General features: G+C 59.7%; 20 protein-coding genes and 4 tRNA genes. All 24 read left to right on the top strand.

Going from position 1 to position 22,874, the window contains the following annotated elements:
• Nucleotides 1–197 precede the first annotated feature (197 nt).
• Nucleotides 198–1,142 carry a bifunctional biotin--[acetyl-CoA-carboxylase] ligase/biotin operon repressor BirA gene (gene birA, locus ACNFIA_RS24375; protein ID WP_416789381.1) on the top strand — a complete coding sequence of 315 codons (945 nt, stop codon included), beginning with the start codon at nucleotides 198–200 and terminating at the stop codon, nucleotides 1,140–1,142.
• On the top strand, nucleotides 1,132–1,881 hold the full coding sequence (locus tag ACNFIA_RS24370; protein ID WP_259759021.1) for a pantothenate kinase: 750 nt from the start codon (nucleotides 1,132–1,134) through the stop codon (nucleotides 1,879–1,881). Before birA ends, ACNFIA_RS24370 begins: the two co-directional genes overlap by 11 nt.
• Before the next feature lie 9 nt (nucleotides 1,882–1,890).
• On the top strand, nucleotides 1,891–2,571 hold the full coding sequence (locus tag ACNFIA_RS24365) for an SPOR domain-containing protein (RefSeq protein ID WP_416789377.1): 681 nt from the start codon (nucleotides 1,891–1,893) through the stop codon (nucleotides 2,569–2,571).
• A 141-nt stretch (nucleotides 2,572–2,712) separates the two neighbouring features.
• Nucleotides 2,713–2,797: transfer RNA gene (locus ACNFIA_RS24360), tRNA-Tyr, on the top strand.
• 25 nt (nucleotides 2,798–2,822) lie between these two features.
• Nucleotides 2,823–2,896: transfer RNA gene (locus tag ACNFIA_RS24355), tRNA-Gly, on the top strand.
• Nucleotides 2,897–2,915: 19 nt separating this feature from the next.
• A tRNA-Thr gene (locus tag ACNFIA_RS24350) sits at nucleotides 2,916–2,991 on the top strand.
• A gap of 83 nt (nucleotides 2,992–3,074) precedes the next feature.
• Complete coding sequence (tuf, locus tag ACNFIA_RS24345) at nucleotides 3,075–4,268, top strand: elongation factor Tu (protein ID WP_065327628.1); 1,194 nt, start codon at nucleotides 3,075–3,077, stop codon at nucleotides 4,266–4,268.
• A gap of 53 nt (nucleotides 4,269–4,321) precedes the next feature.
• A tRNA-Trp gene (locus tag ACNFIA_RS24340) sits at nucleotides 4,322–4,397 on the top strand.
• A gap of 44 nt (nucleotides 4,398–4,441) precedes the next feature.
• Nucleotides 4,442–4,810 (top strand): preprotein translocase subunit SecE, encoded by a 369-nt coding sequence (gene secE / locus ACNFIA_RS24335; RefSeq protein WP_088421640.1) that lies wholly within the window; start codon nucleotides 4,442–4,444, stop codon nucleotides 4,808–4,810.
• Between the two features lie 9 nt (nucleotides 4,811–4,819).
• Complete coding sequence (gene nusG, locus ACNFIA_RS24330; protein ID WP_015475310.1) at nucleotides 4,820–5,353, top strand: transcription termination/antitermination protein NusG; 534 nt, start codon at nucleotides 4,820–4,822, stop codon at nucleotides 5,351–5,353.
• 119 nt (nucleotides 5,354–5,472) lie between these two features.
• Complete coding sequence (gene rplK / locus ACNFIA_RS24325) at nucleotides 5,473–5,904, top strand: 50S ribosomal protein L11 (RefSeq protein WP_017516427.1); 432 nt, start codon at nucleotides 5,473–5,475, stop codon at nucleotides 5,902–5,904.
• Nucleotides 5,904–6,599, top strand: coding sequence for a 50S ribosomal protein L1 (gene rplA, locus ACNFIA_RS24320; RefSeq protein ID WP_017516428.1), 696 nt, complete (start codon nucleotides 5,904–5,906; stop codon nucleotides 6,597–6,599). Before rplK ends, rplA begins: the two co-directional genes overlap by 1 nt.
• Before the next feature lie 202 nt (nucleotides 6,600–6,801).
• On the top strand, nucleotides 6,802–7,302 hold the full coding sequence (gene rplJ / locus ACNFIA_RS24315) for a 50S ribosomal protein L10 (RefSeq protein WP_017516429.1): 501 nt from the start codon (nucleotides 6,802–6,804) through the stop codon (nucleotides 7,300–7,302).
• A 76-nt stretch (nucleotides 7,303–7,378) separates the two neighbouring features.
• Entirely contained in the window at nucleotides 7,379–7,747 is a 369-nt protein-coding gene (gene rplL, locus ACNFIA_RS24310) for a 50S ribosomal protein L7/L12 (RefSeq protein ID WP_015475314.1), read from the top strand.
• A 223-nt stretch (nucleotides 7,748–7,970) separates the two neighbouring features.
• Entirely contained in the window at nucleotides 7,971–12,044 is a 4,074-nt protein-coding gene (gene rpoB / locus ACNFIA_RS24305) for a DNA-directed RNA polymerase subunit beta (protein ID WP_259759023.1), read from the top strand.
• Between the two features lie 65 nt (nucleotides 12,045–12,109).
• Nucleotides 12,110–16,309, top strand: coding sequence for a DNA-directed RNA polymerase subunit beta' (gene rpoC, locus ACNFIA_RS24300; RefSeq protein WP_259759024.1), 4,200 nt, complete (start codon nucleotides 12,110–12,112; stop codon nucleotides 16,307–16,309).
• 154 nt (nucleotides 16,310–16,463) lie between these two features.
• The gene (rpsL, locus tag ACNFIA_RS24295) at nucleotides 16,464–16,835 is read left to right on the top strand and encodes a 30S ribosomal protein S12 (RefSeq protein ID WP_015475317.1); all 372 of its coding nucleotides are present in this window, start codon (nucleotides 16,464–16,466) and stop codon (nucleotides 16,833–16,835) included.
• Nucleotides 16,836–16,919: 84 nt separating this feature from the next.
• A complete protein-coding gene (gene rpsG, locus ACNFIA_RS24290; RefSeq protein ID WP_138526794.1) occupies nucleotides 16,920–17,390 on the top strand; it encodes a 30S ribosomal protein S7 in 471 nt (156 codons plus the stop codon).
• Nucleotides 17,391–17,420: 30 nt separating this feature from the next.
• Entirely contained in the window at nucleotides 17,421–19,550 is a 2,130-nt protein-coding gene (gene fusA, locus ACNFIA_RS24285; RefSeq protein ID WP_259759025.1) for an elongation factor G, read from the top strand.
• A gap of 29 nt (nucleotides 19,551–19,579) precedes the next feature.
• Nucleotides 19,580–20,773 (top strand): elongation factor Tu, encoded by a 1,194-nt coding sequence (gene tuf / locus ACNFIA_RS24280; protein ID WP_065327628.1) that lies wholly within the window; start codon nucleotides 19,580–19,582, stop codon nucleotides 20,771–20,773.
• A 155-nt stretch (nucleotides 20,774–20,928) separates the two neighbouring features.
• A complete protein-coding gene (gene rpsJ / locus ACNFIA_RS24275; protein WP_003243886.1) occupies nucleotides 20,929–21,240 on the top strand; it encodes a 30S ribosomal protein S10 in 312 nt (103 codons plus the stop codon).
• A gap of 82 nt (nucleotides 21,241–21,322) precedes the next feature.
• Nucleotides 21,323–21,958: a 50S ribosomal protein L3 gene (rplC, locus tag ACNFIA_RS24270; protein ID WP_254471383.1), complete on the top strand. Its 636-nt coding sequence runs from the start codon at nucleotides 21,323–21,325 to the stop codon at nucleotides 21,956–21,958.
• A 14-nt stretch (nucleotides 21,959–21,972) separates the two neighbouring features.
• A complete protein-coding gene (gene rplD / locus ACNFIA_RS24265) occupies nucleotides 21,973–22,575 on the top strand; it encodes a 50S ribosomal protein L4 (protein ID WP_017521904.1) in 603 nt (200 codons plus the stop codon).
• Entirely contained in the window at nucleotides 22,572–22,871 is a 300-nt protein-coding gene (gene rplW, locus ACNFIA_RS24260; RefSeq protein ID WP_015475322.1) for a 50S ribosomal protein L23, read from the top strand. Before rplD ends, rplW begins: the two co-directional genes overlap by 4 nt.
• The last annotated feature ends 3 nt before the right edge of the window (nucleotides 22,872–22,874 follow it).

Here is a 22,874-nt window from a genome sequence, read left to right as displayed (position 1 = left end):
GAAACGACGCATCGCCGATGGTAGTGTGGAGTTTCTCCATGTGAGAGTAGGTCATCGTCAAGCTCCTATCCCAAGACCCCTGGTCAGCATCGCTGGCCGGGGGTTTTGCTTTTGCGCGCGAAAAACTGGAGCCATTGCCGCGTAGGCAAGCCAGGCGTGCGTCTATATGATGCGTGCCTGACTGTTGCGGGGGTGATATGCAGACCTTGCTGAAATTGCTGAGCGATGGCCGCTTTCATTCCGGAGAGGAGCTGGGTGCTCTGCTCGGAGTAAGTCGCAGCGCTGTCTGGAAGCGTCTTGAGGGGTTCGAGCGTGACTACGGTATCGTCGTACAACGGGTGCGCGGCCGTGGTTATCGCCTGGAGGAGCCGCTGAGTATCATCGCGCCGCGGGTTCACGACGGTGCGTGGCCGCTCGATGTTCTGTTCTCCATCGACTCCACCAATGCCGAGGTGCTGCGACGCCTATCCGCCGGAGCTATCGCGCCGTTTGCCATTCTGGCTGAGCGGCAGACTGCCGGGCGGGGTAGGAGAGGGCGTCAATGGGAAAGCCCCTTTGGTGCCAACCTCTATTACACCCTCGGTATCACGGTGCGCGGTGGTGCCCAGGAACTGGAGGGGCTGAGCCTGGTTGTCGGCCTTGCCGTTGCAAAAGCCATCCAGGCGCTCGGCGTGAAGGATGTCGGTCTCAAATGGCCCAATGACGTTCTGGTGGGCGGCAAGAAGATTGCCGGCATCCTGCTGGAGCTCACGGGTGATCCTGCTGACATCTGCAGTGTGGCAATAGGCATCGGCATAAATGTGAATATGCGTAAGGCCGAAGCGATCGACCAGCCCTGGACGTCGGTGCGTGAGGCGCTGGGGCGTCTGGTCGACCGCAATGATCTGCTGCAGGCGCTGGAGTCCGAGCTCGCGCATGCGCTCTCTCGCCATCGCGAAGACGGTTTTGCTGCCAGTCGCGAAGAGTGGGAATCCCTTCATCTGTGGCAGGGGAAACAGGTCACGCTGTCCACTGTCGCCAATAATATCGTTGGGCGTGCGCTCGGCATCGACGAGAGAGGCGCGCTGCGTCTGCTGGTCGATGGCAAGGAGCAGAGCTACAGCGGAGGCGAGCTGAGTCTGAGGTTGTCGGATGATTCTTGAGTTGGATTGCGGAAATAGCCTGATCAAGTGGCGGGTCGTCAGAAAGCATGACCTGGTGACCATCGCCGGGGGCGTGGCTGATTCCGATCAGGCGCTGCTCGCGCAACTGCAGGCGAACGATGTGGTGGATATCCGCTATTGCCGCATGGTCAGTGTGCGTAGCGAGCAGGAGACTGATGCGCTGAGGGTCGGCCTGGAAGGCGCCTTCCCCATTAAGGTGCAGATTGCCACTCCGGCGACCGAGCTCAGCGGCGTGACGAATGGCTATCGTGAGTATCAACGCCTTGGCATGGATCGCTGGCTTGCTTTGGTGGCGGGGCACTGCCTGGCGGGCCGTGGATGCCTGGTGCTCGACCTCGGTACTGCGGTGACGTCGGACCTGGTGGATGGCGCCGGTAAGCATCTCGGGGGCTACATCGCTCCCGGCATGCCGCTGATGCGTAGCCAGCTGCGAACCCATACACGCCGTATTCGCTATGACGACGACGCTGCCCATGAGGCGCTGCAGAATCTGCTGCCAGGCCAGGAAACGTCCGAAGCGGTCGAGCGTGGCTGTGTGCTGATGCTGCGCGGTTTCGTACGGGAGCAGATCGAACTCGCCAACAGACTGCTGGGCGAAGATTGCGCCGTGTATCTCACTGGCGGCGACGCCGAACTCGTCAAGGACGAGTCGGCTCGTGCAGTCGTGCTTCCGGATCTGGTGTTTCTCGGCCTGGCGCTTGCCTGTCCGATCGAGTGAGTCTGATCGATGCGTTGGTTCTTCCTCTTCCTGCTTGCCCTCAACGTCTTCTATTTCGTCTGGCATCAACAGCAGACGCCGCTTCGGCCCAAGGAGATCGCGCCGCTCAGCCTGTTCCACAGCGAGCAGAAGAATATTCGGCTGCTCAGTGAGTCGGCCGAGGCGCCAAAGCGCCGTTCGGTAGAAGAGAAACCGGCGGCTGCCCCGGCCTCCGCCTGCGTGTACCTGGGCAGTTTCCCCGCTGAGGAGCGTGCCCGGCAGTTGGTGCAGCGTTTGCTGAGCCTCGATGTTCAGGCATCGGTTCAGGCGGTGGATGCCGCCGCCGGCGTCGACTATTGGGTGTACCTGCCGCCGCTGGCTTCGCGCCAGGCTTCTCTATGGCAGCTGCGCGAGCTGCAGGCACGCAAGATCGACAGCTACATCATCACGGAAGGGGATCTCACTGACGGCATCTCCCTGGGGATATTCCAGCGCAAGGATTCCGCGGACAGCGTCGTGGAGCGTTTGAAATCGGCAGGTTACGACGCGTTAGTGCGCGAGCTGGCTCGCTCGCAGCATGACTACTGGGCGCAGGTAACGCCCGAAAGCGCGCGTCTGGTGGATGACTCGCTGGTGCGTCAACTGGCCCCGGATTTCCCGGAACTGCAAAAACAAACAATGCCGTGTAAAAACGTTGCAAGCCCTCAGTAGTTTGAATAGAATGGCGCCCGCTTCACAGGGGTGGCCTGAAAAGGTCGAACGCTGGAAGCCGTTGTCGAAGAGCTAAGCTCAAGTTTTTTAAAGAAAAACAGTTGACAACGCGGTGGCAGGCTGTAGAATGCCGCCTCACTCGGAGGGGTTCCCGAGCGGCCAAAGGGATCAGACTGTAAATCTGACGTCTCAGACTTCGAAGGTTCGAATCCTTCCCCCTCCACCAGTTTCAAGCGTGAGCCGCAAGCTCCGCGGGTATAGTTCAGTGGTAGAACCTCAGCCTTCCAAGCTGATGATGCGGGTTCGATTCCCGCTACCCGCTCCAAGTTTGTTGCTTATGTCTTGCTCATGTAGCTCAGCTGGTAGAGCACACCCTTGGTAAGGGTGAGGTCAGCGGTTCAAATCCGCTCATGAGCTCCATCTCGCAAAGGCAGATATGAAAATATCTGCCTTTGTTTTAATGGTGACGTGACTTTCTCAATTCCTTACGGGAGGCGGTCAAGATGGCTAAAGAAAAGTTTGAGCGTAACAAGCCGCACGTAAACGTCGGCACCATCGGTCACGTTGACCACGGCAAAACCACTCTGACCGCTGCTCTGACCAAGGTCTGCTCCGAGACTTGGGGTGGCTCCGCTCGCGCTTTCGACCAGATCGACAACGCGCCGGAAGAGAAGGCTCGTGGTATCACCATCAACACCTCTCACGTTGAATACGACTCTCCGGTACGCCACTACGCTCACGTAGACTGCCCGGGCCACGCCGACTACGTGAAGAACATGATCACTGGTGCTGCCCAGATGGACGGCGCGATCCTGGTTTGCTCGGCTGCTGACGGCCCCATGCCGCAGACCCGCGAGCACATCCTGCTGTCCCGCCAGGTAGGCGTTCCCTACATCGTCGTGTTCCTGAACAAGGCCGACATGGTTGACGACGCCGAGCTGCTGGAACTGGTCGAAATGGAAGTTCGCGATCTGCTGAACACCTACGACTTCCCGGGCGACGACACTCCGATCGTGATCGGTTCCGCTCTGATGGCTCTGAACGGCCAGGACGACAACGAGATGGGCGTTTCCGCCGTGCGCAAGCTGGTAGAAACCCTGGACTCCTACATCCCTGAGCCGGTTCGTGCAATCGACCAGCCGTTCCTGATGCCGATCGAAGACGTGTTCTCGATCTCCGGTCGTGGCACCGTGGTAACCGGCCGTGTTGAGCGTGGCATCGTCAAGGTCCAGGAAGAAGTGGAAATCGTCGGCATCAAGGCGACCACCAAGACCACCTGCACCGGCGTTGAAATGTTCCGCAAGCTGCTCGACGAAGGTCGTGCTGGTGAGAACGTCGGCGTCCTGCTGCGCGGCACCAAGCGTGAAGACGTAGAGCGTGGCCAGGTTCTGGCCAAGCCGGGCACCATCAAGCCGCACACCAAGTTCGAGTGCGAAGTGTACGTGCTGTCCAAAGAAGAAGGTGGTCGTCACACCCCGTTCTTCAAAGGCTACCGTCCGCAGTTCTACTTCCGTACCACCGACGTAACCGGCAACTGCGAACTGCCGGAAGGCGTTGAGATGGTCATGCCGGGCGACAACGTGAAAATGGTTGTCACCCTGATCGCTCCGATCGCCATGGAAGATGGCCTGCGCTTCGCGATCCGCGAAGGCGGCCGTACCGTTGGCGCCGGCGTGGTTGCCAAGATCATCGAATAATCGATTGATCTTTCCCTCTCGGGCCGGCATAATGGTCGGCCTGACTTTGTTCTAGGCCAGTAGCTCAATTGGCAGAGCGGCGGTCTCCAAAACCGCAGGTTGGGGGTTCGATTCCCTCCTGGCCTGCCAGATTTCTCAAGATCTGGCACTTCTTTAAACGGGATTCCTAGCAGATGAATGCGAAGGTAGAAGCCAAAGAGTCGCGTCTTGATCTCTTGAAGTGGCTTGTGGTTGCAGTGCTGGTGGTGGTGGCTGTGGTTGCCAACCAGTATTACTCGGCGCAACCGATCTTCTATCGCGTTCTCGGTATTCTCGTCATGGCGGCTGTCGCTGGCTTCATCGCGCTGCAGACCGTCAAGGGGCGTGCATTCTTTACCTTGGCTAAAGAAGCTCGCGCCGAGATTCGCAAGGTTGTATGGCCGTCTCGTCAAGAGACAACTCAGACCACGCTGATCGTAGTGGCAGTAGTGCTGGTAATGGCGCTGGTGCTGTGGGGGCTCGACTCCCTGCTGGGTTGGCTGGTTTCCATGATTGTAGGTTAAGGGTGTTCCGTGGCTAAGCGTTGGTACGTTGTGCATGCCTACTCGGGTTACGAGAAGCATGTCATGCGCTCGCTGATCGAGCGGGTCAAACTGGCCGGCATGGAAGATGGGTTTGGTGAGATTCTGGTCCCCACCGAAGAAGTGGTGGAGATGCGGAACGGCCAGAAGCGCAAAAGTGAGCGCAAATTCTTCCCGGGCTATGTCCTGGTGCAGATGGAAATGAACGAGGGTACTTGGCACCTGGTCAAGGATACTCCTCGCGTCATGGGCTTCATTGGTGGTACTGCCGACAAGCCGGCGCCGATCACCGACAAAGAAGCAGATGCCATCCTGCGTCGCGTTGCCGATAGCGGCGACAAGCCGAAGCCGAAGACCCTGTTCGAGCCGGGCGAGACTGTTCGCGTGATCGACGGTCCGTTCGCTGACTTCAATGGCGTCGTCGAAGAAGTTAACTACGAAAAGAGCCGGATCCAGGTCGCCGTGCTTATTTTCGGTCGCTCTACCCCGGTAGAGCTGGAGTTCAGCCAGGTAGAGAAAGTTTAACTGGCACAATGAATCCCACACCCCGCAGCCCTAGGCTGCGGGGTTTTGTCGTCATTGGGATAAACGCGAAAGCAACCGGGGAGCCCGTCAGGGCGCTTGACCCGAATTTGGAGTAGCAAATGGCTAAGAAAATCCAGGCTTACATCAAGCTGCAAGTAAAGGCCGGCCAGGCCAACCCGTCGCCGCCCGTCGGCCCGGCTCTGGGTCAGCACGGCGTGAACATCATGGAATTCTGCAAGGCGTTCAACGCCAAGACCCAGGGCATGGAACCTGGTCTGCCGACTCCTGTGATCATCACCGTTTACAGCGACCGCAGCTTCACCTTTGAAACCAAGAGCACCCCGGCATCCGTTCTGCTGAAAAAAGCAGCAGGCATCACCAGCGGCTCCGCTCGTCCGAACTCCCAGAAAGTGGGCACCGTTACCCGTGCTCAGCTGGAAGATATCGCCAAGGCCAAGCAGGCTGACCTGACCGCTGCTGACCTGGACGCTGCCGTACGTACCATCGCTGGCTCCGCGCGCAGCATGGGCCTGAACGTGGAGGGTGTGTAATGGCTAAGCTGACCAAGCGTCAAAAGGCTATCGCCGAGAAAGTTGAAGCCGGCAAGCAATACGGCTTCGAAGACGCCGCCAAACTGCTGGCCGAGCTGTCGACCATCAAGTTCAAGGAGTCCGTGGACATCGCCATCAATCTGGGCGTTGATCCGCGTAAATCCGACCAGGTCGTACGTGGCGCCACCGTTCTGCCGAACGGCACCGGCAAATCCGTACGCGTTGCCGTCTTCACCCAGGGTCCTGGTGTTGAAGCTGCCCTGGCTGCTGGTGCAGACAAGGTTGGCATGGACGAACTGGCTGCCGAAATGAAAGCCGGCGACCTGAACTACGACGTCGTTATCGCCTCCCCGGACGCGATGCGTGTTGTTGGCCAGCTGGGCCAGGTTCTCGGCCCGCGTGGTCTGATGCCGAACCCGAAAGTCGGCACCGTGACCCCGGACGTCGCTACCGCCGTCAAGAACGCCAAGGCCGGTCAGGTACGTTTCCGTACCGACAAGAACGGCATCATCCACGCTTCCGTTGGCAAGATCGACTTCGAGCCGGTCAAGCTGAAGCAGAACGTGGAAGCGCTGCTGAGCGATCTGAAGCGTCTGAAGCCGTCCTCCTCGAAGGGCGTGTACGTTCAGCGCGTTACCCTGAGCACCACCATGGGCCCGGGTCTGCAGATCGATCAGGCTTCGCTGGAAGGCTGATGAACTAAGTCGAACAGTGGGTTCGCCCACTGTTCGCAGGTATTGGGGTCCCTGCCTGGCGGGGGCTATCCAAGACCGTAGGCGGCGCAAGCCTTAAACCTCAAGCCTACGCAGATGGTGCTCCCGATTCGTTTACCGAATCAGACACCAAAACGCCGTCCGGCTCCGGCTGGACGAATCGGTAACATCCAGGAGTAAACCCGTGGCAATTAAACTCGAAGACAAGAAGGCCATCGTCGCTGAAGTCAACGAGGCTGCCAAAGCCGGTCTGTCCGCTGTCGTGGTTGATGCACGCGGCGTGACTGTCGGCGCAATGACCGGACTCCGTAAAGAGGCCCGCGCAGCTGGTGTGTACGTGAAAGTCGTACGTAACACCCTGCTCAAGCGCGCCGTTGAAGGCACTCAGTTTGAAGTGCTCAACGACACGTTCAAGGGCCCGACCCTGATTGCTTTCTCCAACGAACATCCGGGCGCTGCCGCTCGTATCTTCAAGGAGTTTGCCAAGGGTCAGGACAAGTTCGAGATCAAGGCGGCCGCGTTCGAGGGTCAGTTCCTCGCAGCCAATCAGATCGACGTGCTGGCGACCCTGCCGACCTACAACGAAGCTGTTGCACAGCTGATGAGCGTGATCCAAGGCGCTACCAGCAAGCTGGCTCGTACTCTGGCGGCAATTCGCGATCAGAAAGAAGCTACCGCAGCCTAAGGCTCGGCATCTGCTTTCACCCTTTTTTGTTTAATTCGATGGCCTTAGGCCGTCACCCAATACAGGAATTAGAGTCATGGCTCTGACCAACGAAGACATCATCTCCGCCGTATCCGAAATGTCCGTCATGCAGATCGTTGAACTGATCAAGGCGATGGAAGAGAAGTTCGGCGTTACCGCTGCTGCCGCTGTTGCTGCTGGCCCGGCTGTTGCCGCTGCCGCTGCTGAAGAGCAGACCGAGTTCACCATCGTCCTGGCCGAAGCTGGCGACAAGAAAGTGAACGTGATCAAGGTCGTTCGTGAACTGACCGGCCTGGGCCTGAAAGAAGCCAAGGCTGTCGTTGACGGCGCCCCGGGCGTGGTCAAGGAAGGCGCTTCGAAAGAAGAAGCCGAAGCTGCCAAGAAAGCCCTGGAAGAAGCAGGCGCCAAGGTCGAGCTCAAGTAAGTTCGGACCTTGCGTCTACAGCCCGAGCGTTAAGCGACAGGCTGATGGCTGGTGGCAAATGCCACCGGCCTTTTTCCGTTATGGGTGGGGTGCCGTGGGTGCCCTTCCATAACGGGAAAATCCCGCCACGACTGGCGGCGCAAACCTAGGGTTTGCACGATTTTTGGGCTGCTCCCCGCGCGGGAGAGGCCAATCAAGCAGGTGACCAAGCTGGGGAACGCTGATGGCTTACTCATACACTGAGAAAAAACGTATCCGCAAGGACTTTAGCAAGTTGCCGGACGTCATGGATGTGCCGTATTTGCTGGCCATCCAGCTGGATTCCTATCGCGAATTCCTGCAGGCCGGCGCGAGCAAGGACCAGGTTCGAGACATCGGCCTGCATGCGGCCTTCAAGTCCGTTTTCCCGATTATCAGCTATTCCGGCAATGCTGCCCTGGAATACGTCGGCTACCGTCTGGGTGAGCCGGCATTTGACGTCAAGGAATGCGTACTGCGTGGTGTGACCTTCGCCGTCCCGCTGCGTGTGAAAGTGCGCCTGATCATTTTCGACAAAGAATCGTCGAACAAAGCGATCAAGGACATCAAGGAACAGGAAGTCTACATGGGGGAAATCCCCCTGATGACCGAGAACGGTACCTTCATCATCAACGGTACCGAGCGTGTCATCGTTTCCCAGCTGCACCGCTCCCCGGGTGTGTTCTTCGACCACGACCGTGGCAAGACTCACAGCTCCGGCAAGCTGCTGTACTCCGCTCGTATCATTCCGTACCGCGGTTCCTGGCTGGACTTCGAGTTCGATCCGAAGGACTGCGTGTTCGTTCGTATCGACCGTCGCCGCAAACTGCCGGCTTCCGTCCTGCTGCGCGCGCTGAACTACAGCACCGAGGAAATCCTCAACGCGTTCTATGACACCAACGTCTTCCAGATCAAGGGCGAAACCCTGAACCTGGAACTGGTGCCCTCGCGTCTGCGTGGCGAGATCGCCAGCTTCGACATCAAGGATGCCAGCGGTAAGGTCATCGTCGAAGCGGGTCGTCGTATCACCGCACGTCACATCAATCAGCTCGAGAAGGCTGGCATCACCCAGCTGGAAGTGCCGTTCGACTACCTGATTGGCCGTACCGTGGCCAAGGCCGTCGTGCACCCGGCCACCGGTGAGATCATCGCCGAGTGCAACACCGAGCTGACCGTCGATGCACTGGCCAAGATCGCCAAGGCCCAGGTCGTGCGCCTGGAAACCCTGTACACCAACGACATCGACTGCGGTCCGTTCATCTCCGACACGCTGAAGATCGACTCCACCAGCAACCAACTGGAAGCGCTGGTCGAGATCTATCGCATGATGCGTCCCGGCGAGCCGCCGACCAAGGAAGCCGCAGAAACGCTGTTCGGCAACCTGTTCTTCAGCGCCGAGCGTTACGATCTGTCCGCTGTTGGCCGCATGAAGTTCAACCGTCGTATCGGTCGCACCGAGATCGAAGGCCCGGGCGTCCTGAGCAAGGAAGACATCGTCGAGGTCCTCAAGACCCTGGTTGCCATCCGTAACGGTAAAGGCATCGTCGACGACATCGACCACCTGGGTAACCGTCGCGTCCGTTGCGTAGGCGAGATGGCCGAGAACCAGTTCCGCGTTGGCCTGGTGCGTGTAGAGCGCGCGGTCAAGGAACGCCTGTCGATGGCCGAAAGCGAAGGCCTGATGCCGCAGGACCTGATCAACGCCAAGCCGGTGGCTGCCGCGATCAAGGAGTTCTTCGGTTCCAGCCAGCTGTCGCAGTTCATGGACCAGAACAACCCGCTCTCCGAGATCACCCACAAGCGCCGCGTCTCCGCACTCGGCCCAGGTGGTCTGACCCGTGAGCGCGCGGGCTTCGAGGTTCGTGACGTACACCCGACCCACTACGGCCGCGTGTGCCCGATCGAAACCCCTGAAGGTCCGAACATCGGTCTGATCAACTCCCTGGCGACCTATGCCCGCACCAACAAGTACGGCTTCCTGGAAAGCCCGTACCGCGTGGTGAAGGACGGTCTGGTCAGCGACGATATCGTCTTCCTGTCCGCCATCGAAGAGGCTGATCACGTCATCGCTCAGGCGTCCGCGACCCTGAACGAAAAAGGCCAACTGATCGACGAACTGGTGGCCGTACGTCACCTGAACGAATTCACCGTGAAGGCGCCGGAAGACGTCACCCTCATGGACGTTTCGCCGAAGCAGGTCGTTTCCGTCGCTGCCTCGCTGATTCCGTTCCTCGAGCACGACGACGCCAACCGTGCACTCATGGGTTCGAACATGCAGCGCCAGGCTGTACCGACCCTGCGCGCCGACAAGCCGCTGGTAGGTACCGGCATGGAGCGCAACGTCGCCCGTGACTCCGGTGTCTGCGTGGTTGCCCGTCGTGGCGGCGTGATCGATTCCGTCGATGCCAGCCGTATCGTGGTCCGCGTGAACGATGACGAAGTCGAGACTGGCGAAGCCGGCGTCGACATCTACAACCTGACCAAGTACACCCGTTCCAACCAGAACACCTGCATCAACCAGCGTCCGCTGGTGCAGAAGGGTGACAAGGTTTCGCGCAGCGACATCCTGGCCGACGGCCCGTCCACCGACATGGGGGAACTGGCTCTGGGTCAGAACATGCGCGTCGCGTTCATGCCCTGGAACGGCTTCAACTTCGAAGACTCCATCTGCCTGTCCGAGCGTGTGGTCCAGGAAGATCGTTTCACCACGATCCACATCCAGGAACTGACCTGCGTTGCCCGTGACACCAAGCTCGGCCCAGAAGAAATCACCGCGGACATCCCGAACGTGGGTGAGGCTGCGCTGAACAAGCTGGACGAAGCTGGCATCGTCTACGTCGGCGCCGAAGTACAGGCCGGCGACATCCTGGTCGGCAAGGTCACTCCGAAAGGCGAGACCCAGCTGACTCCGGAAGAGAAGCTGCTGCGCGCGATCTTCGGTGAGAAGGCGTCCGACGTGAAGGACACCTCCCTGCGCGTGCCGACCGGCACCAAGGGCACCGTCATCGACGTACAGGTCTTCACCCGCGATGGCGTTGAGCGCGACAGCCGCGCCCTGTCCATCGAGAAGATGCAGCTGGACGAGATCCGCAAGGACCTGAACGAAGAGTTCCGCATCGTCGAAGGCGCAACCTTCGAGCGTCTGCGCTCCGCTCTGGTCGGTGCCAAGGCCGACGGCGGTCCTGCCCTGAAGAAAGGCGCAGAGATCACCGACGAGTACCTGGACGGCCTCGAGCGCGGCCAGTGGTTCAAGCTGCGCATGGCGGAAGATGCTCTGAACGAGCAGCTGGAGAAGGCCCAGGCCTACATCAGCGACCGCCGTCAGCTGCTGGACGACAAGTTCGAAGACAAGAAGCGCAAGCTGCAGCAGGGCGACGACCTGGCTCCGGGCGTACTGAAGATCGTCAAGGTCTACCTCGCTATCAAGCGCCGCATCCAGCCGGGCGACAAGATGGCAGGCCGCCACGGTAACAAGGGTGTGGTCTCCGTGATCATGCCGGTCGAAGACATGCCGCACGATGCCAACGGTACTCCGGTCGACATCGTTCTGAACCCGCTGGGCGTACCGTCGCGTATGAACGTCGGCCAGATCCTCGAAACCCACCTGGGTCTCGCGGCCAAGGGCCTGGGCGAGAAGATCAACCGCATGCTCGAAGAGCAGCGCAAGATCGCCGAGCTGCGTGTGTTCCTGAACGAGATCTACAACGAGATCGGCGGCCGCCAGGAGAACCTGGACGAGCTGAACGATAACGAGATCCTCGCTCTGGCCAACAACCTCAAGGGCGGCGTGCCCATGGCTACCCCGGTGTTCGACGGTGCCAAGGAGCGCGAGATCAAGGCCATGCTGAAGCTGGCCGACCTGCCGGAAAGCGGTCAGATGCGTCTGTATGACGGCCGCACCGGCAACCAGTTCGAGCGTACGACCACTGTGGGTTACATGTACATGCTCAAGCTGAACCACCTGGTCGATGACAAGATGCACGCACGTTCCACCGGCTCCTACAGCCTGGTTACCCAGCAGCCGCTGGGTGGTAAGGCGCAGTTCGGTGGCCAGCGTTTCGGGGAGATGGAGGTCTGGGCGCTGGAAGCCTACGGTGCCGCCTACACCCTGCAGGAAATGCTGACCGTGAAGTCGGACGACGTGAACGGCCGTACCAAGATGTACAAGAACATCGTGGACGGGGATCACCGCATGGAGGCCGGCATGCCCGAGTCCTTCAACGTGCTGATCAAAGAGATCCGCTCGCTCGGCATCGATATCGAACTGGAAACCGAATAACACGTGACGTCAGACGGTGCGGCTGGTCAAGGCCGGTCGCACCGGGTCCGTGAGGAGGAAAGGCCTTGAAAGACTTGCTTAATCTGTTGAAAAACCAGGGTCAGATCGAAGAGTTCGATGCCATCCGTATTGGCCTGGCCTCGCCCGAGATGATTCGTTCCTGGTCCTTCGGCGAAGTCAAGAAGCCGGAGACCATCAACTACCGTACCTTCAAGCCGGAGCGCGATGGCCTGTTCTGCGCCAAGATCTTTGGCCCGGTGAAGGACTACGAGTGCCTGTGCGGTAAGTACAAGCGCCTGAAGCACCGCGGTGTGATCTGCGAGAAGTGCGGCGTGGAAGTCGCGCTGGCCAAGGTGCGCCGCGAGCGCATGGGCCACATCGAGCTGGCCTCGCCGGTCGCCCACATCTGGTTCCTGAAGTCCCTGCCGTCCCGTATCGGCCTGCTGCTGGACATGACCCTGCGTGACATCGAGCGCGTGCTCTATTTCGAGAGCTACGTGGTGATCGATCCGGGCATGACCACCCTGGAAAAGGGCCAACTGCTGAACGACGAGCAGTACTTCGAAGCCCTCGAAGAGTTCGGTGACGACTTCGACGCCCGCATGGGTGCGGAAGCCGTTCGCGAACTGCTCAACGCTATCGATCTGGAGCACGAGATCGGCCGCCTGCGCGAAGAGATTCCGCAGACCAACTCGGAAACCAAGATCAAGAAGCTGTCCAAGCGCCTGAAGCTGATGGAAGCCTTCCAGGGCTCCGGCAACCATCCCGAGTGGATGGTGCTGACCGTCCTGCCGGTGCTGCCGCCGGACCTGCGTCCGCTGGTTCCGCTGGATGGCGGCCGCTTCGCGACCTCGGATCTGAACGATCTGTATCGCCGCGTGATCAACCGTAACAACCGTCTGAAGCGCCTGCTCGACCTGGCCGCTCCGGACATCATCGTGCGCAACGAAAAGCGCATGCTGCAGGAAGCCGTCGACGCCCTGCTGGACAACGGCCGTCGCGGCCGTGCCATCACCGGCTCGAACAAGCGCCCGCTGAAGTCCCTGGCCGACATGATCAAGGGCAAGCAAGGTCGCTTCCGTCAGAACCTGCTCGGCAAGCGCGTGGACTACTCCGGCCGTTCGGTTATTACCGTTGGTCCGACCCTGCGTCTGCACCAGTGCGGTCTGCCGAAGAAAATGGCCCTGGAGCTGTTCAAGCCGTTCATCTTCGGCAAGCTGGAAGGTCGTGGCATGGCCACCACCATCAAGGCCGCCAAGAAGATGGTCGAGCGCGAGCTGCCGGAAGTGTGGGACGTTCTCGCTGAAGTCATCCGCGAACACCCCGTACTGCTGAACCGTGCGCCGACCCTGCACCGTCTGGGCATCCAGGCGTTCGAGCCGGTACTGATCGAAGGTAAAGCCATCCAGCTGCACCCGCTGGTCTGCGCCGCGTACAACGCCGACTTCGACGGTGACCAGATGGCCGTGCACGTTCCGCTGACCCTCGAGGCTCAGCTGGAAGCGCGCGCGCTGATGATGTCCACCAACAACATCCTGTCGCCCGCCAACGGCGAGCCGATCATCGTTCCGTCGCAGGACGTGGTAATGGGTCTGTACTACATGACCCGTGAAGCGATCAATGCGAAGGGCGAGGGCATGGCGTTCGCCGACCTGCAGGAAGTTGACCGCGCCTACCGCAGCGGCCAGGTGTCCCTGCACGCCCGCGTAAAAGTGCGCATCAACGAGAAGATCAAGAATGAAGACGGCTCGCTGACCGCGAACACCCGTATCGTCGACTCCACCGTCGGCCGTGCGCTGCTGTTCCAGGTTGTCCCGGCTGGCCTGCCCTTCGACGTGGTCAACCAGTCGATGAAGAAGAAGGCGATCTCCAAGCTGATCAACCACTGCTACCGCGTGGTGGGTCTGAAGGACACCGTCATCTTCGCTGACCAACTGATGTACACCGGCTTCGCCTACTCGACCATCTCCGGTGTGTCGATCGGCGTGAACGACTTCGTCATCCCGGACGAGAAGGCTCGCATCATCGATGCCGCCACCGAGGAAGTGAAGGAGATCGAGAGCCAGTACGCCTCCGGCCTGGTAACCCAGGGCGAGAAGTACAACAAGGTGATCGACCTCTGGTCCAAGGCCAACGACGAAGTCTCCAAGGCGATGATGGCCAACCTCTCGAAAGAGAAGGTGACCGATCGCGAAGGCAAGCAGGTCGACCAGGAGTCCTTCAACTCCATGTACATGATGGCCGACTCCGGTGCGCGGGGTTCCGCGGCCCAGATCCGTCAGCTCGCCGGTATGCGTGGCCTGATGGCCAAGCCGGACGGCTCCATCATCGAGACCCCGATCACCGCGAACTTCCGTGAAGGCCTGAACGTACTCCAGTACTTCATCTCCACTCACGGTGCTCGTAAAGGTCTGGCGGATACCGCACTGAAGACCGCGAACTCCGGTTACCTGACCCGTCGTCTCGTCGACGTGGCCCAGGACCTGGTGGTGACCGAGATCGACTGCGGCACCGAGCATGGCCTGGTCATGTCCCCGCACATCGAAGGCGGCGACGTGGTAGAGCCGCTGGGTGAGCGCGTACTCGGCCGCGTGATCGCTCGCGACGTGTTCAAGCCGGGCAGCGACGACGTGATCGTCGAAGCCGGTACCCTGATCGACGAGAAGTGGGTCGATTACCTCGAGCAGATGAGCGTCGACGAAGTCGTTGTACGTTCGCCGATCACCTGCGAAACCCGTCACGGCATCTGTGCCATGTGCTACGGCCGCGATCTGGCTCGTGGTCACCGCGTGAACATCGGTGAGGCTGTCGGCGTTATCGCTGCCCAGTCGATCGGTGAGCCGGGTACCCAGCTGACCATGCGTACCTTCCACATCGGTGGTGCGGCCAGCCGTACCTCCGCCGTGGACAACGTCCAGGTCAAGAACGGCGGCACCATCCGCCTGCACAACCTGAAGCACGTAGAGCGTGCCGACGGCGCCCTGGTAGCGGTTTCCCGTTCCGGTGAGCTGGCGGTAGCCGACGACTTCGGTCGTGAGCGCGAGCGCTACAAGCTGCCGTACGGTGCGGTGATTTCCGTGAAGGAAGGTGACAAGGTCGATCCGGGCGCCATCGTCGCCAAGTGGGACCCTCACACCCACCCGATCGTCACCGAGATGGACGGCACCGTGGCCTTCGTGGGCATGGAAGAGGGCATCACCATCAAGCGCCAGACCGACGAACTGACCGGTCTGACCAACATCGAGGTGATGGATCCGAAGGATCGTCCGGCTGCCGGCAAGGACATTCGTCCGGCCGTGAAGCTGATCGACGCCGCAGGCAAGGATCTGCTGCTGCCGGGTACCGACGTACCGGCCCAGTACTTCCTGCCGGCGAACGCCCTGGTCAACCTCAACGATGGCGCCAAAGTGCGTATCGGTGACGTGATCGCGCGTATCCCGCAGGAAACCTCGAAGACCCGCGACATCACCGGTGGTCTGCCGCGCGTTGCCGACCTGTTCGAAGCTCGTCGTCCGAAAGAGCCTTCGATCCTGGCGGAAATCAGCGGCACCATCTCCTTCGGCAAGGAAACCAAGGGCAAGCGCCGCCTGGTCATCACTCCCACCGACGGTAGCGATCCGTACGAGGAGCTGATTCCGAAGTGGCGTCACCTGAACGTGTTCGAAGGTGAACAGGTAAGCCGTGGTGAAGTGATCTCCGACGGCCCGAGTAACCCGCACGACATTCTCCGTCTGCTGGGTGTCAGCTCGCTGGCCAAGTACATCGTCAACGAGATCCAGGACGTTTACCGTCTGCAGGGCGTGAAGATCAACGACAAGCACATCGAGACCATCCTGCGCCAGATGCTGCGCAAGGTCGAAGTGGCCGAGTCGGGCGATTCGTCCTTCATCAAGGGCGACCAGGTCGAACTGGTTCACGTGCTGGAAGAGAACGAAGTACTGGGCACCCAGGACAAGTTCCCGGCCAAGTACGAGCGCGTCCTGCTGGGTATCACCAAGGCCTCGCTGTCCACCGAGTCGTTCATCTCGGCGGCCTCCTTCCAGGAGACCACCCGCGTCCTCACCGAGGCGGCGGTCACCGGCAAGCGCGACTTCCTGCGCGGCCTGAAGGAGAACGTGGTCGTGGGTCGTCTGATCCCGGCAGGTACCGGTCTGGCTTACCACAGCGAGCGCAAGCGTCAGCGTGACCTCGGCAAACCGCAGCGCGTGAGCGCGAGCGAGGCCGAAGCAGCACTGGCCGAAGCGCTCAACCTGAGCGGTAACTAAGCCTCCTGCAAAGCCCCGGTTGTCTTGACAACCGGGGCTTTGTCTTGACTGGATTCCGTAAGCTCTTTAGTATCTTGTACCCCGAAAATTGGCAGGGCGCATGCTCTGCCCATTTTCGTTTTTAAGTGTCGTAAGACAATCAGTGGAGCTATAGATGGCAACTATCAACCAGCTGGTGCGCAAACCGCGCAAGCGCCTGGTAGACAAGAGCGGCGTTCCTGCCCTGCAGAACTGCCCTCAGCGTCGCGGCGTATGCACCCGCGTATACACCACCACCCCGAAGAAGCCGAACTCCGCACTGCGTAAAGTGTGCCGTGTTCGTCTGACCAACGGTTTCGAGGTTTCCTCGTATATCGGTGGTGAAGGTCACAACCTGCAAGAGCACAGCGTAGTGCTGATCCGCGGCGGTCGTGTAAAGGACCTCCCGGGTGTGCGTTACCACACCGTGCGCGGTTCGCTGGATACCTCCGGCGTTAAAGACCGTAAGCAGGGTCGTTCGAAGTACGGCGCGAAGCGTCCGAAGTAATTTTGTTTTCCTATTTTCTGAGTCGATAAGAGTAAGGTCGGGCATCGTCCCGGGCTAACCTGAAGACCGTTTGAGGGCTTATCAATGCCAAGACGTCGTGTAGCGGCCAAACGTGAGATCCTGGCCGATCCGAAATACGGAAGCCAGATTCTGGCGAAGTTCATGAACCACGTGATGGAAAGCGGCAAGAAAGCCGTTGCCGAGCGTATCGTTTACGGTGCTCTGGACAAGGTCAAAGAGCGCGGTAAAGGCGACCCCCTGGAACTCTTCGAAAAAGCACTCGACGCCATCGCTCCGCTGGTCGAAGTGAAGTCCCGCCGTGTTGGCGGTGCTACCTACCAGGTTCCGGTCGAAGTACGTCCGTCCCGTCGTAATGCACTGGCCATGCGTTGGCTGGTGGACTTCGCCCGCAAGCGTGGCGAGAAGTCCATGGCGCTGCGCCTGGCTGGCGAGCTGCTGGATGCCGCTGAAGGCAAAGGCGCTGCCGTCAAGAAGCGTGAAGACGTGCACCGTATGGCCGAGGCCAACAAAGCGTTCTCGCACTACCGCTTCTAATTACGGCAACAACACTTCTGCGAGGGCTTTATGGCTCGTAACACAGCAATCAACCGCTACCGGAACATTGGTATCTGCGCCCACGTTGACGCGGGCAAGACCACCACTACCGAGCGGATCCTGTTCTACACCGGTCTCAGCCACAAGATGGGTGAAGTACACGACGGCGCTGCTACCACCGACTGGATGGTGCAGGAGCAAGAGCGTGGTATCACCATCACGTCCGCTGCGATCACCACCTTCTGGGAAGGTTCGCGCGGCCAGTACGACAAGTACCGCGTAAACGTCATCGACACCCCCGGCCACGTAGACTTCACCATTGAAGTTGAGCGCTCCCTGCGCGTACTGGACGGCGCTGTCGTGGTGTTCTGCGGCACCTCCGGCGTTGAGCCGCAGTCCGAAACCGTATGGCGTCAGGCCAACAAGTACGGCGTTCCGCGTATCGTCTACGTGAACAAGATGGACCGCGCCGGCGCCAACTTCCTGCGCGTTATCGGCCAGATCAAGAACCGTCTGGGTCACACCCCGGTTCCGGTCCAGCTCGCCATCGGTGCAGAAGATGACTTCCAGGGTCAAGTCGACCTGCTGAAGATGAAGGCCATCTACTGGAACGAAGACGACAAGGGCACCTCCTACCGCGAGGAAGAAATTCCCGCTGAGCTGGTTGACCTGGCCAACGAGTGGCGCAACAACATGGTCGAGGCTGCTGCCGAGGCCAACGAAGAGCTGATGAACAAGTACCTGGAAGAGGGTGAGCTGTCGATCGAAGAGATCAAGGCCGGCCTGCGTCAGCGTACTATCGCCTGCGAAATCGTACCGGCTGTTTGCGGCTCCTCGTTCAAGAACAAGGGCGTGCCCCTGGTTCTCGACGCCGTTATCGACTTCCTGCCTGCTCCGACCGAGATTCCGGCGATTCAGGGCGTCCACCCGGACAGCACTGATGAGAACGAAATCCACGACGAGCGTCCGGCTGACGACAACGCGCCGTTCTCCGCTCTGGCATTCAAGATCGCCACCGACCCGTTCGTAGGTACTCTGACCTTCGTTCGCGTCTACTCGGGCGTTCTGGAGTCCGGCCAATCGGTCGTCAACTCCGTGAAAGGCAAGAAAGAGCGCGTTGGTCGTATGGTGCAGATGCACGCCAACCAGCGTGACGAGATCAAAGAAGTACGCGCTGGCGACATCGCTGCTCTGATCGGCATGAAGGACGTCACCACCGGTGACACCCTGTGCGACATCGAGAAGCCGATCATCCTCGAGCGTATGGACTTCCCGGAGCCTGTGATCTCGGTAGCTGTTGAGCCGAAGACCAAGGCTGACCAGGAGAAGATGGGCATTGCCCTCGGCAAGCTGGCTCAGGAAGACCCGTCGTTCCGCGTCAAGACCGACGAAGAAACCGGCCAGACCATCATCTCCGGTATGGGTGAGCTGCACCTGGACATCCTCGTCGACCGCATGAAGCGTGAATTCGGCGTTGAGGCGAACATCGGCAAGCCGCAGGTTTCCTACCGCGAAACCATCTCGAAGGACAACATCGAGATCGAAGGCAAGTTCGTTCGCCAGTCCGGCGGCCGTGGCCAGTTCGGTCACTGCTGGATCCGCTTCTCCGCTCCCGACGTGGACGAGAAGGGCAACATCACTGAAGGCCTGGTCTTCACCAACGAAGTCGTGGGCGGTGTGGTTCCGAAGGAATACATCCCGGCCATCCAGAAAGGCATCGAAGAGCAGATGAAGAACGGCGTTGTTGCCGGCTATCCGCTGATCGGCCTGAAGGCGACCGTCTTCGATGGTTCCTACCACGACGTCGACTCCAACGAGATGGCGTTCAAGATCGCCGCTTCCATGGCGACCAAGCAGCTGGCCCAGAAGGGCGGCGGCAAGGTTCTGGAGCCGATCATGAAGGTGGAAGTGGTGACTCCTGAGGACTACATGGGTGACGTGATGGGTGACCTGAACCGTCGTCGTGGTCTGATTCAGGGGATGGAAGACTCGGTTTCCGGTAAGGTTATCCGTGCCGAGGTTCCGCTGGGCGAGATGTTCGGTTATGCAACCGACGTGCGTTCCATGTCCCAGGGTCGCGCTAGCTACTCCATGGAATTCTCCAAGTACGCTGAAGCTCCGTCGAACGTCGTCGAAGCTCTGGCCAAAAAACAAGCTTGATTCAGCTCTTTTAGTAAGAGGTTACTCTCGTGGCTAAAGAAAAATTTGAACGTAACAAACCGCACGTCAACGTCGGCACCATCGGTCACGTTGACCACGGCAAAACCACTCTGACCGCTGCTCTGACCAAGGTCTGCTCCGAGACCTGGGGCGGCTCCGCTCGCGCTTTCGATCAGATCGACAACGCGCCGGAAGAGAAGGCTCGTGGTATCACCATCAACACCTCTCACGTTGAATACGACTCTCCGGTACGCCACTACGCTCACGTAGACTGCCCGGGCCACGCCGACTACGTGAAGAACATGATCACTGGTGCTGCCCAGATGGACGGCGCGATCCTGGTTTGCTCGGCTGCTGACGGCCCCATGCCGCAGACCCGCGAGCACATCCTGCTGTCCCGCCAGGTAGGCGTTCCCTACATCGTCGTGTTCCTGAACAAGGCCGACATGGTTGACGACGCCGAGCTGCTGGAACTGGTCGAAATGGAAGTTCGCGATCTGCTGAACACCTACGACTTCCCGGGCGACGACACTCCGATCGTGATCGGTTCCGCTCTGATGGCTCTGAACGGCCAGGACGACAACGAGATGGGCGTTTCCGCCGTGCGCAAGCTGGTAGAAACCCTGGACTCCTACATCCCTGAGCCGGTTCGTGCAATCGACCAGCCGTTCCTGATGCCGATCGAAGACGTGTTCTCGATCTCCGGTCGTGGCACCGTGGTAACCGGCCGTGTTGAGCGTGGCATCGTCAAGGTCCAGGAAGAAGTGGAAATCGTCGGCATCAAGGCGACCACCAAGACCACCTGCACCGGCGTTGAAATGTTCCGCAAGCTGCTCGACGAAGGTCGTGCTGGTGAGAACGTCGGCGTCCTGCTGCGCGGCACCAAGCGTGAAGACGTAGAGCGTGGCCAGGTTCTGGCCAAGCCGGGCACCATCAAGCCGCACACCAAGTTCGAGTGCGAAGTGTACGTGCTGTCCAAAGAAGAAGGTGGTCGTCACACCCCGTTCTTCAAAGGCTACCGTCCGCAGTTCTACTTCCGTACCACCGACGTAACCGGCAACTGCGAACTGCCGGAAGGCGTTGAGATGGTCATGCCGGGCGACAACGTGAAAATGGTTGTCACCCTGATCGCTCCGATCGCCATGGAAGATGGCCTGCGCTTCGCGATCCGCGAAGGCGGCCGTACCGTTGGCGCCGGCGTGGTTGCCAAGATCATCGAGTAATCGCTGATCCGCTCCAGAAAAAGGGACCCTTCGGGGTCCCTTTTTCGTTGAGTTGGTTAAATATTGACACCCTCCAGGCGCATCCGTACAATTGCGCCTCCTTTTAACGGGCGGAGTCCGTCCGTTGGGAATGGCAACTTGGAGTCTGAGGTCAAATGCAAAATCAACAAATCCGTATTCGGTTGAAGGCTTTTGACCATCGCCTGATCGACCAATCTACCCAGGAAATCGTGGAAACCGCGAAACGTACTGGCGCTCAGGTGCGTGGTCCGATTCCTCTGCCGACCCGCAAGGAACGTTACACCGTGCTGATTTCCCCGCACGTCAACAAGGACGCTCGTGACCAGTACGAAATTCGTACCCACAAGCGTGTTCTCGACATCGTTCAGCCGACCGACAAAACCGTCGACGCGCTGATGAAGCTCGACCTTGCTGCTGGCGTCGAAGTACAGATCAGCCTCGGCTAATGCCCTCGGCATTGGTCGTGTAACGCTCTGAAATGGGCGGCCATAGCGGGTGAAAGCCCCGTACACTAAAGAGGTTCTAAAGATGACAATTGGTGTTGTCGGTCGTAAGTGCGGCATGACCCGCATTTTCACCGAAGATGGTGTCTCTATTCCGGTTACGGTCATTGAAGTCGAGCCGAATCGCGTCACCCAATTCAAAAACGAAGAGACTGATGGCTATCGCGCTGTGCAGGTAACTGCTGGCGAGCGTCGTGCTTCTCGCGTGACCAAGGCTCAGGCCGGTCACTTTGCCAAGGCGAATGTCGCCGCCGGTCGCGGCGTGTGGGAATTCCGTCTGGGCGAAGAGGAGTTCAAGGCAGGCGATTCCATCTCTGTCGATCTGTTCCAGGCAGGCCAGCTGGTAGACGTTACCGGTGAGTCCAAGGGTAAAGGCTTCGCCGGTACCATCAAGCGCTGGAACTTCCGTGGTCAAGATAACACCCACGGTAACTCCGTTTCCCACCGCGTCCCGGGTTCTATCGGCCAGTGCCAGACTCCTGGTCGAGTGTTCAAGGGCAAGAAAATGTCCGGCCACCTGGGTGCTGAGCGTGTAACCGTTCAATCCCTGGAAGTCGTACGTGTCGATGCAGAGCGCAATCTGCTGCTGGTCAAAGGTGCCGTTCCCGGCGCTACCGGTGGTGATGTGCTGGTGCGTCCGGCAGCCAAGGCTCGCGGTTAAGAGAGGAAGCTGAGATGCAACTGAATGTAAATGGCGCTCAGGCGATCGAAGTTTCCGAGCGTACCTTTGGTAGCGAATTCAACGAGACCCTGGTTCACCAGGCAGTCGTCGCCTACATGGCTGGCGGCCGTCAGGGCACCAAGGCTCAGAAGACTCGTTCCGAAGTCTCCGGTGGCGGCAAGAAGCCGTGGCGTCAGAAGGGCACCGGTCGTGCTCGTGCTGGCACCATCCGTAGCCCCATCTGGCGTGGCGGCGGCGCGACCTTCGCAGCCAAGCCCCAGGATCACTCCCAGAAGCTCAACAAGAAGATGTACCGCGCTGCTCTGCGCTCCATCCTCTCTGAGCTGGTTCGTCTGGATCGTCTGGTTGTCGTTGCCGACTTCGCTGTCGACGCACCGAAGACCAAGGGTCTGGTCAGCAAGCTGGAAGGCCTGGGCCTGAAAGATGTACTGATCGTCACCGAAGGCGTCGATGAGAACCTGTACCTGGCAGCTCGCAACCTGGCCCACGTCGATGTACGTGACGTCCAGGCTTCCGATCCGGTCAGCCTCATCGCCTACGACAAGGTGCTGGTCACCGTGTCTGCCGTGAAGAAGTTCGAGGAGCTGCTGGCATGAACCAGGAACGCGTATTCAAAGTGCTGCTGGGCCCGCATATCTCCGAGAAGGCCACTGGCCTGGCGGACGGCAACAGCCAATTCGTTTTCAAGGTTGCCACTGATGCAACCAAGCTGGAAATCAAGAAGGCCGTAGAAAGCCTGTTCGGCGTGAAAGTACGTCGCGTCACCACCCTGAACGTTCAGGGCAAGACCAAGCGTACCGTTCGCGGCCTGGGCAAGCGTAACGACTGGAAAAAAGCGTACATCGCTCTCCAGCCGGGCCAGGATCTCGATTTCGCAGCTGGCGCTGAGTAAAGG

It is taken from the genome of Pseudomonas sp. NY15437 (assembly GCF_048068435.1).
GTDB classification, from domain to species: domain Bacteria; phylum Pseudomonadota; class Gammaproteobacteria; order Pseudomonadales; family Pseudomonadaceae; genus Pseudomonas; species Pseudomonas nitroreducens_B.
This window is presented reverse-complemented; position numbering and strand designations above follow the sequence as displayed.

Bases quoted from the DNA above. Each gene is read 5' to 3' on its own strand.
- ACNFIA_RS24365 (WP_416789377.1), top strand. From the start codon at position 1,891: ATGCGTTGGTTCTTCCTCTTCCTGCTTGCCCTCAACGTCTTCTATTTC.
- rplW (WP_015475322.1), top strand. From the start codon at position 22,572: ATGAACCAGGAACGCGTATTCAAAGTGCTGCTGGGCCCGCATATCTCC.
- secE (WP_088421640.1), top strand. From the start codon at position 4,442: ATGAATGCGAAGGTAGAAGCCAAAGAGTCGCGTCTTGATCTCTTGAAG.
- rpsL (WP_015475317.1), top strand. From the start codon at position 16,464: ATGGCAACTATCAACCAGCTGGTGCGCAAACCGCGCAAGCGCCTGGTA.
- rpoB (WP_259759023.1), top strand. From the start codon at position 7,971: ATGGCTTACTCATACACTGAGAAAAAACGTATCCGCAAGGACTTTAGC.
- rplD (WP_017521904.1), top strand. From the start codon at position 21,973: ATGCAACTGAATGTAAATGGCGCTCAGGCGATCGAAGTTTCCGAGCGT.
- rplC (WP_254471383.1), top strand. From the start codon at position 21,323: ATGACAATTGGTGTTGTCGGTCGTAAGTGCGGCATGACCCGCATTTTC.
- rplA (WP_017516428.1), top strand. From the start codon at position 5,904: ATGGCTAAGCTGACCAAGCGTCAAAAGGCTATCGCCGAGAAAGTTGAA.
- rplK (WP_017516427.1), top strand. From the start codon at position 5,473: ATGGCTAAGAAAATCCAGGCTTACATCAAGCTGCAAGTAAAGGCCGGC.
- ACNFIA_RS24370 (WP_259759021.1), top strand. From the start codon at position 1,132: ATGATTCTTGAGTTGGATTGCGGAAATAGCCTGATCAAGTGGCGGGTC.
- rpsG (WP_138526794.1), top strand. From the start codon at position 16,920: ATGCCAAGACGTCGTGTAGCGGCCAAACGTGAGATCCTGGCCGATCCG.
- fusA (WP_259759025.1), top strand. From the start codon at position 17,421: ATGGCTCGTAACACAGCAATCAACCGCTACCGGAACATTGGTATCTGC.
- rplL (WP_015475314.1), top strand. From the start codon at position 7,379: ATGGCTCTGACCAACGAAGACATCATCTCCGCCGTATCCGAAATGTCC.
- birA (WP_416789381.1), top strand. From the start codon at position 198: ATGCAGACCTTGCTGAAATTGCTGAGCGATGGCCGCTTTCATTCCGGA.
- rpsJ (WP_003243886.1), top strand. From the start codon at position 20,929: ATGCAAAATCAACAAATCCGTATTCGGTTGAAGGCTTTTGACCATCGC.
- tuf (WP_065327628.1), top strand. From the start codon at position 3,075: ATGGCTAAAGAAAAGTTTGAGCGTAACAAGCCGCACGTAAACGTCGGC.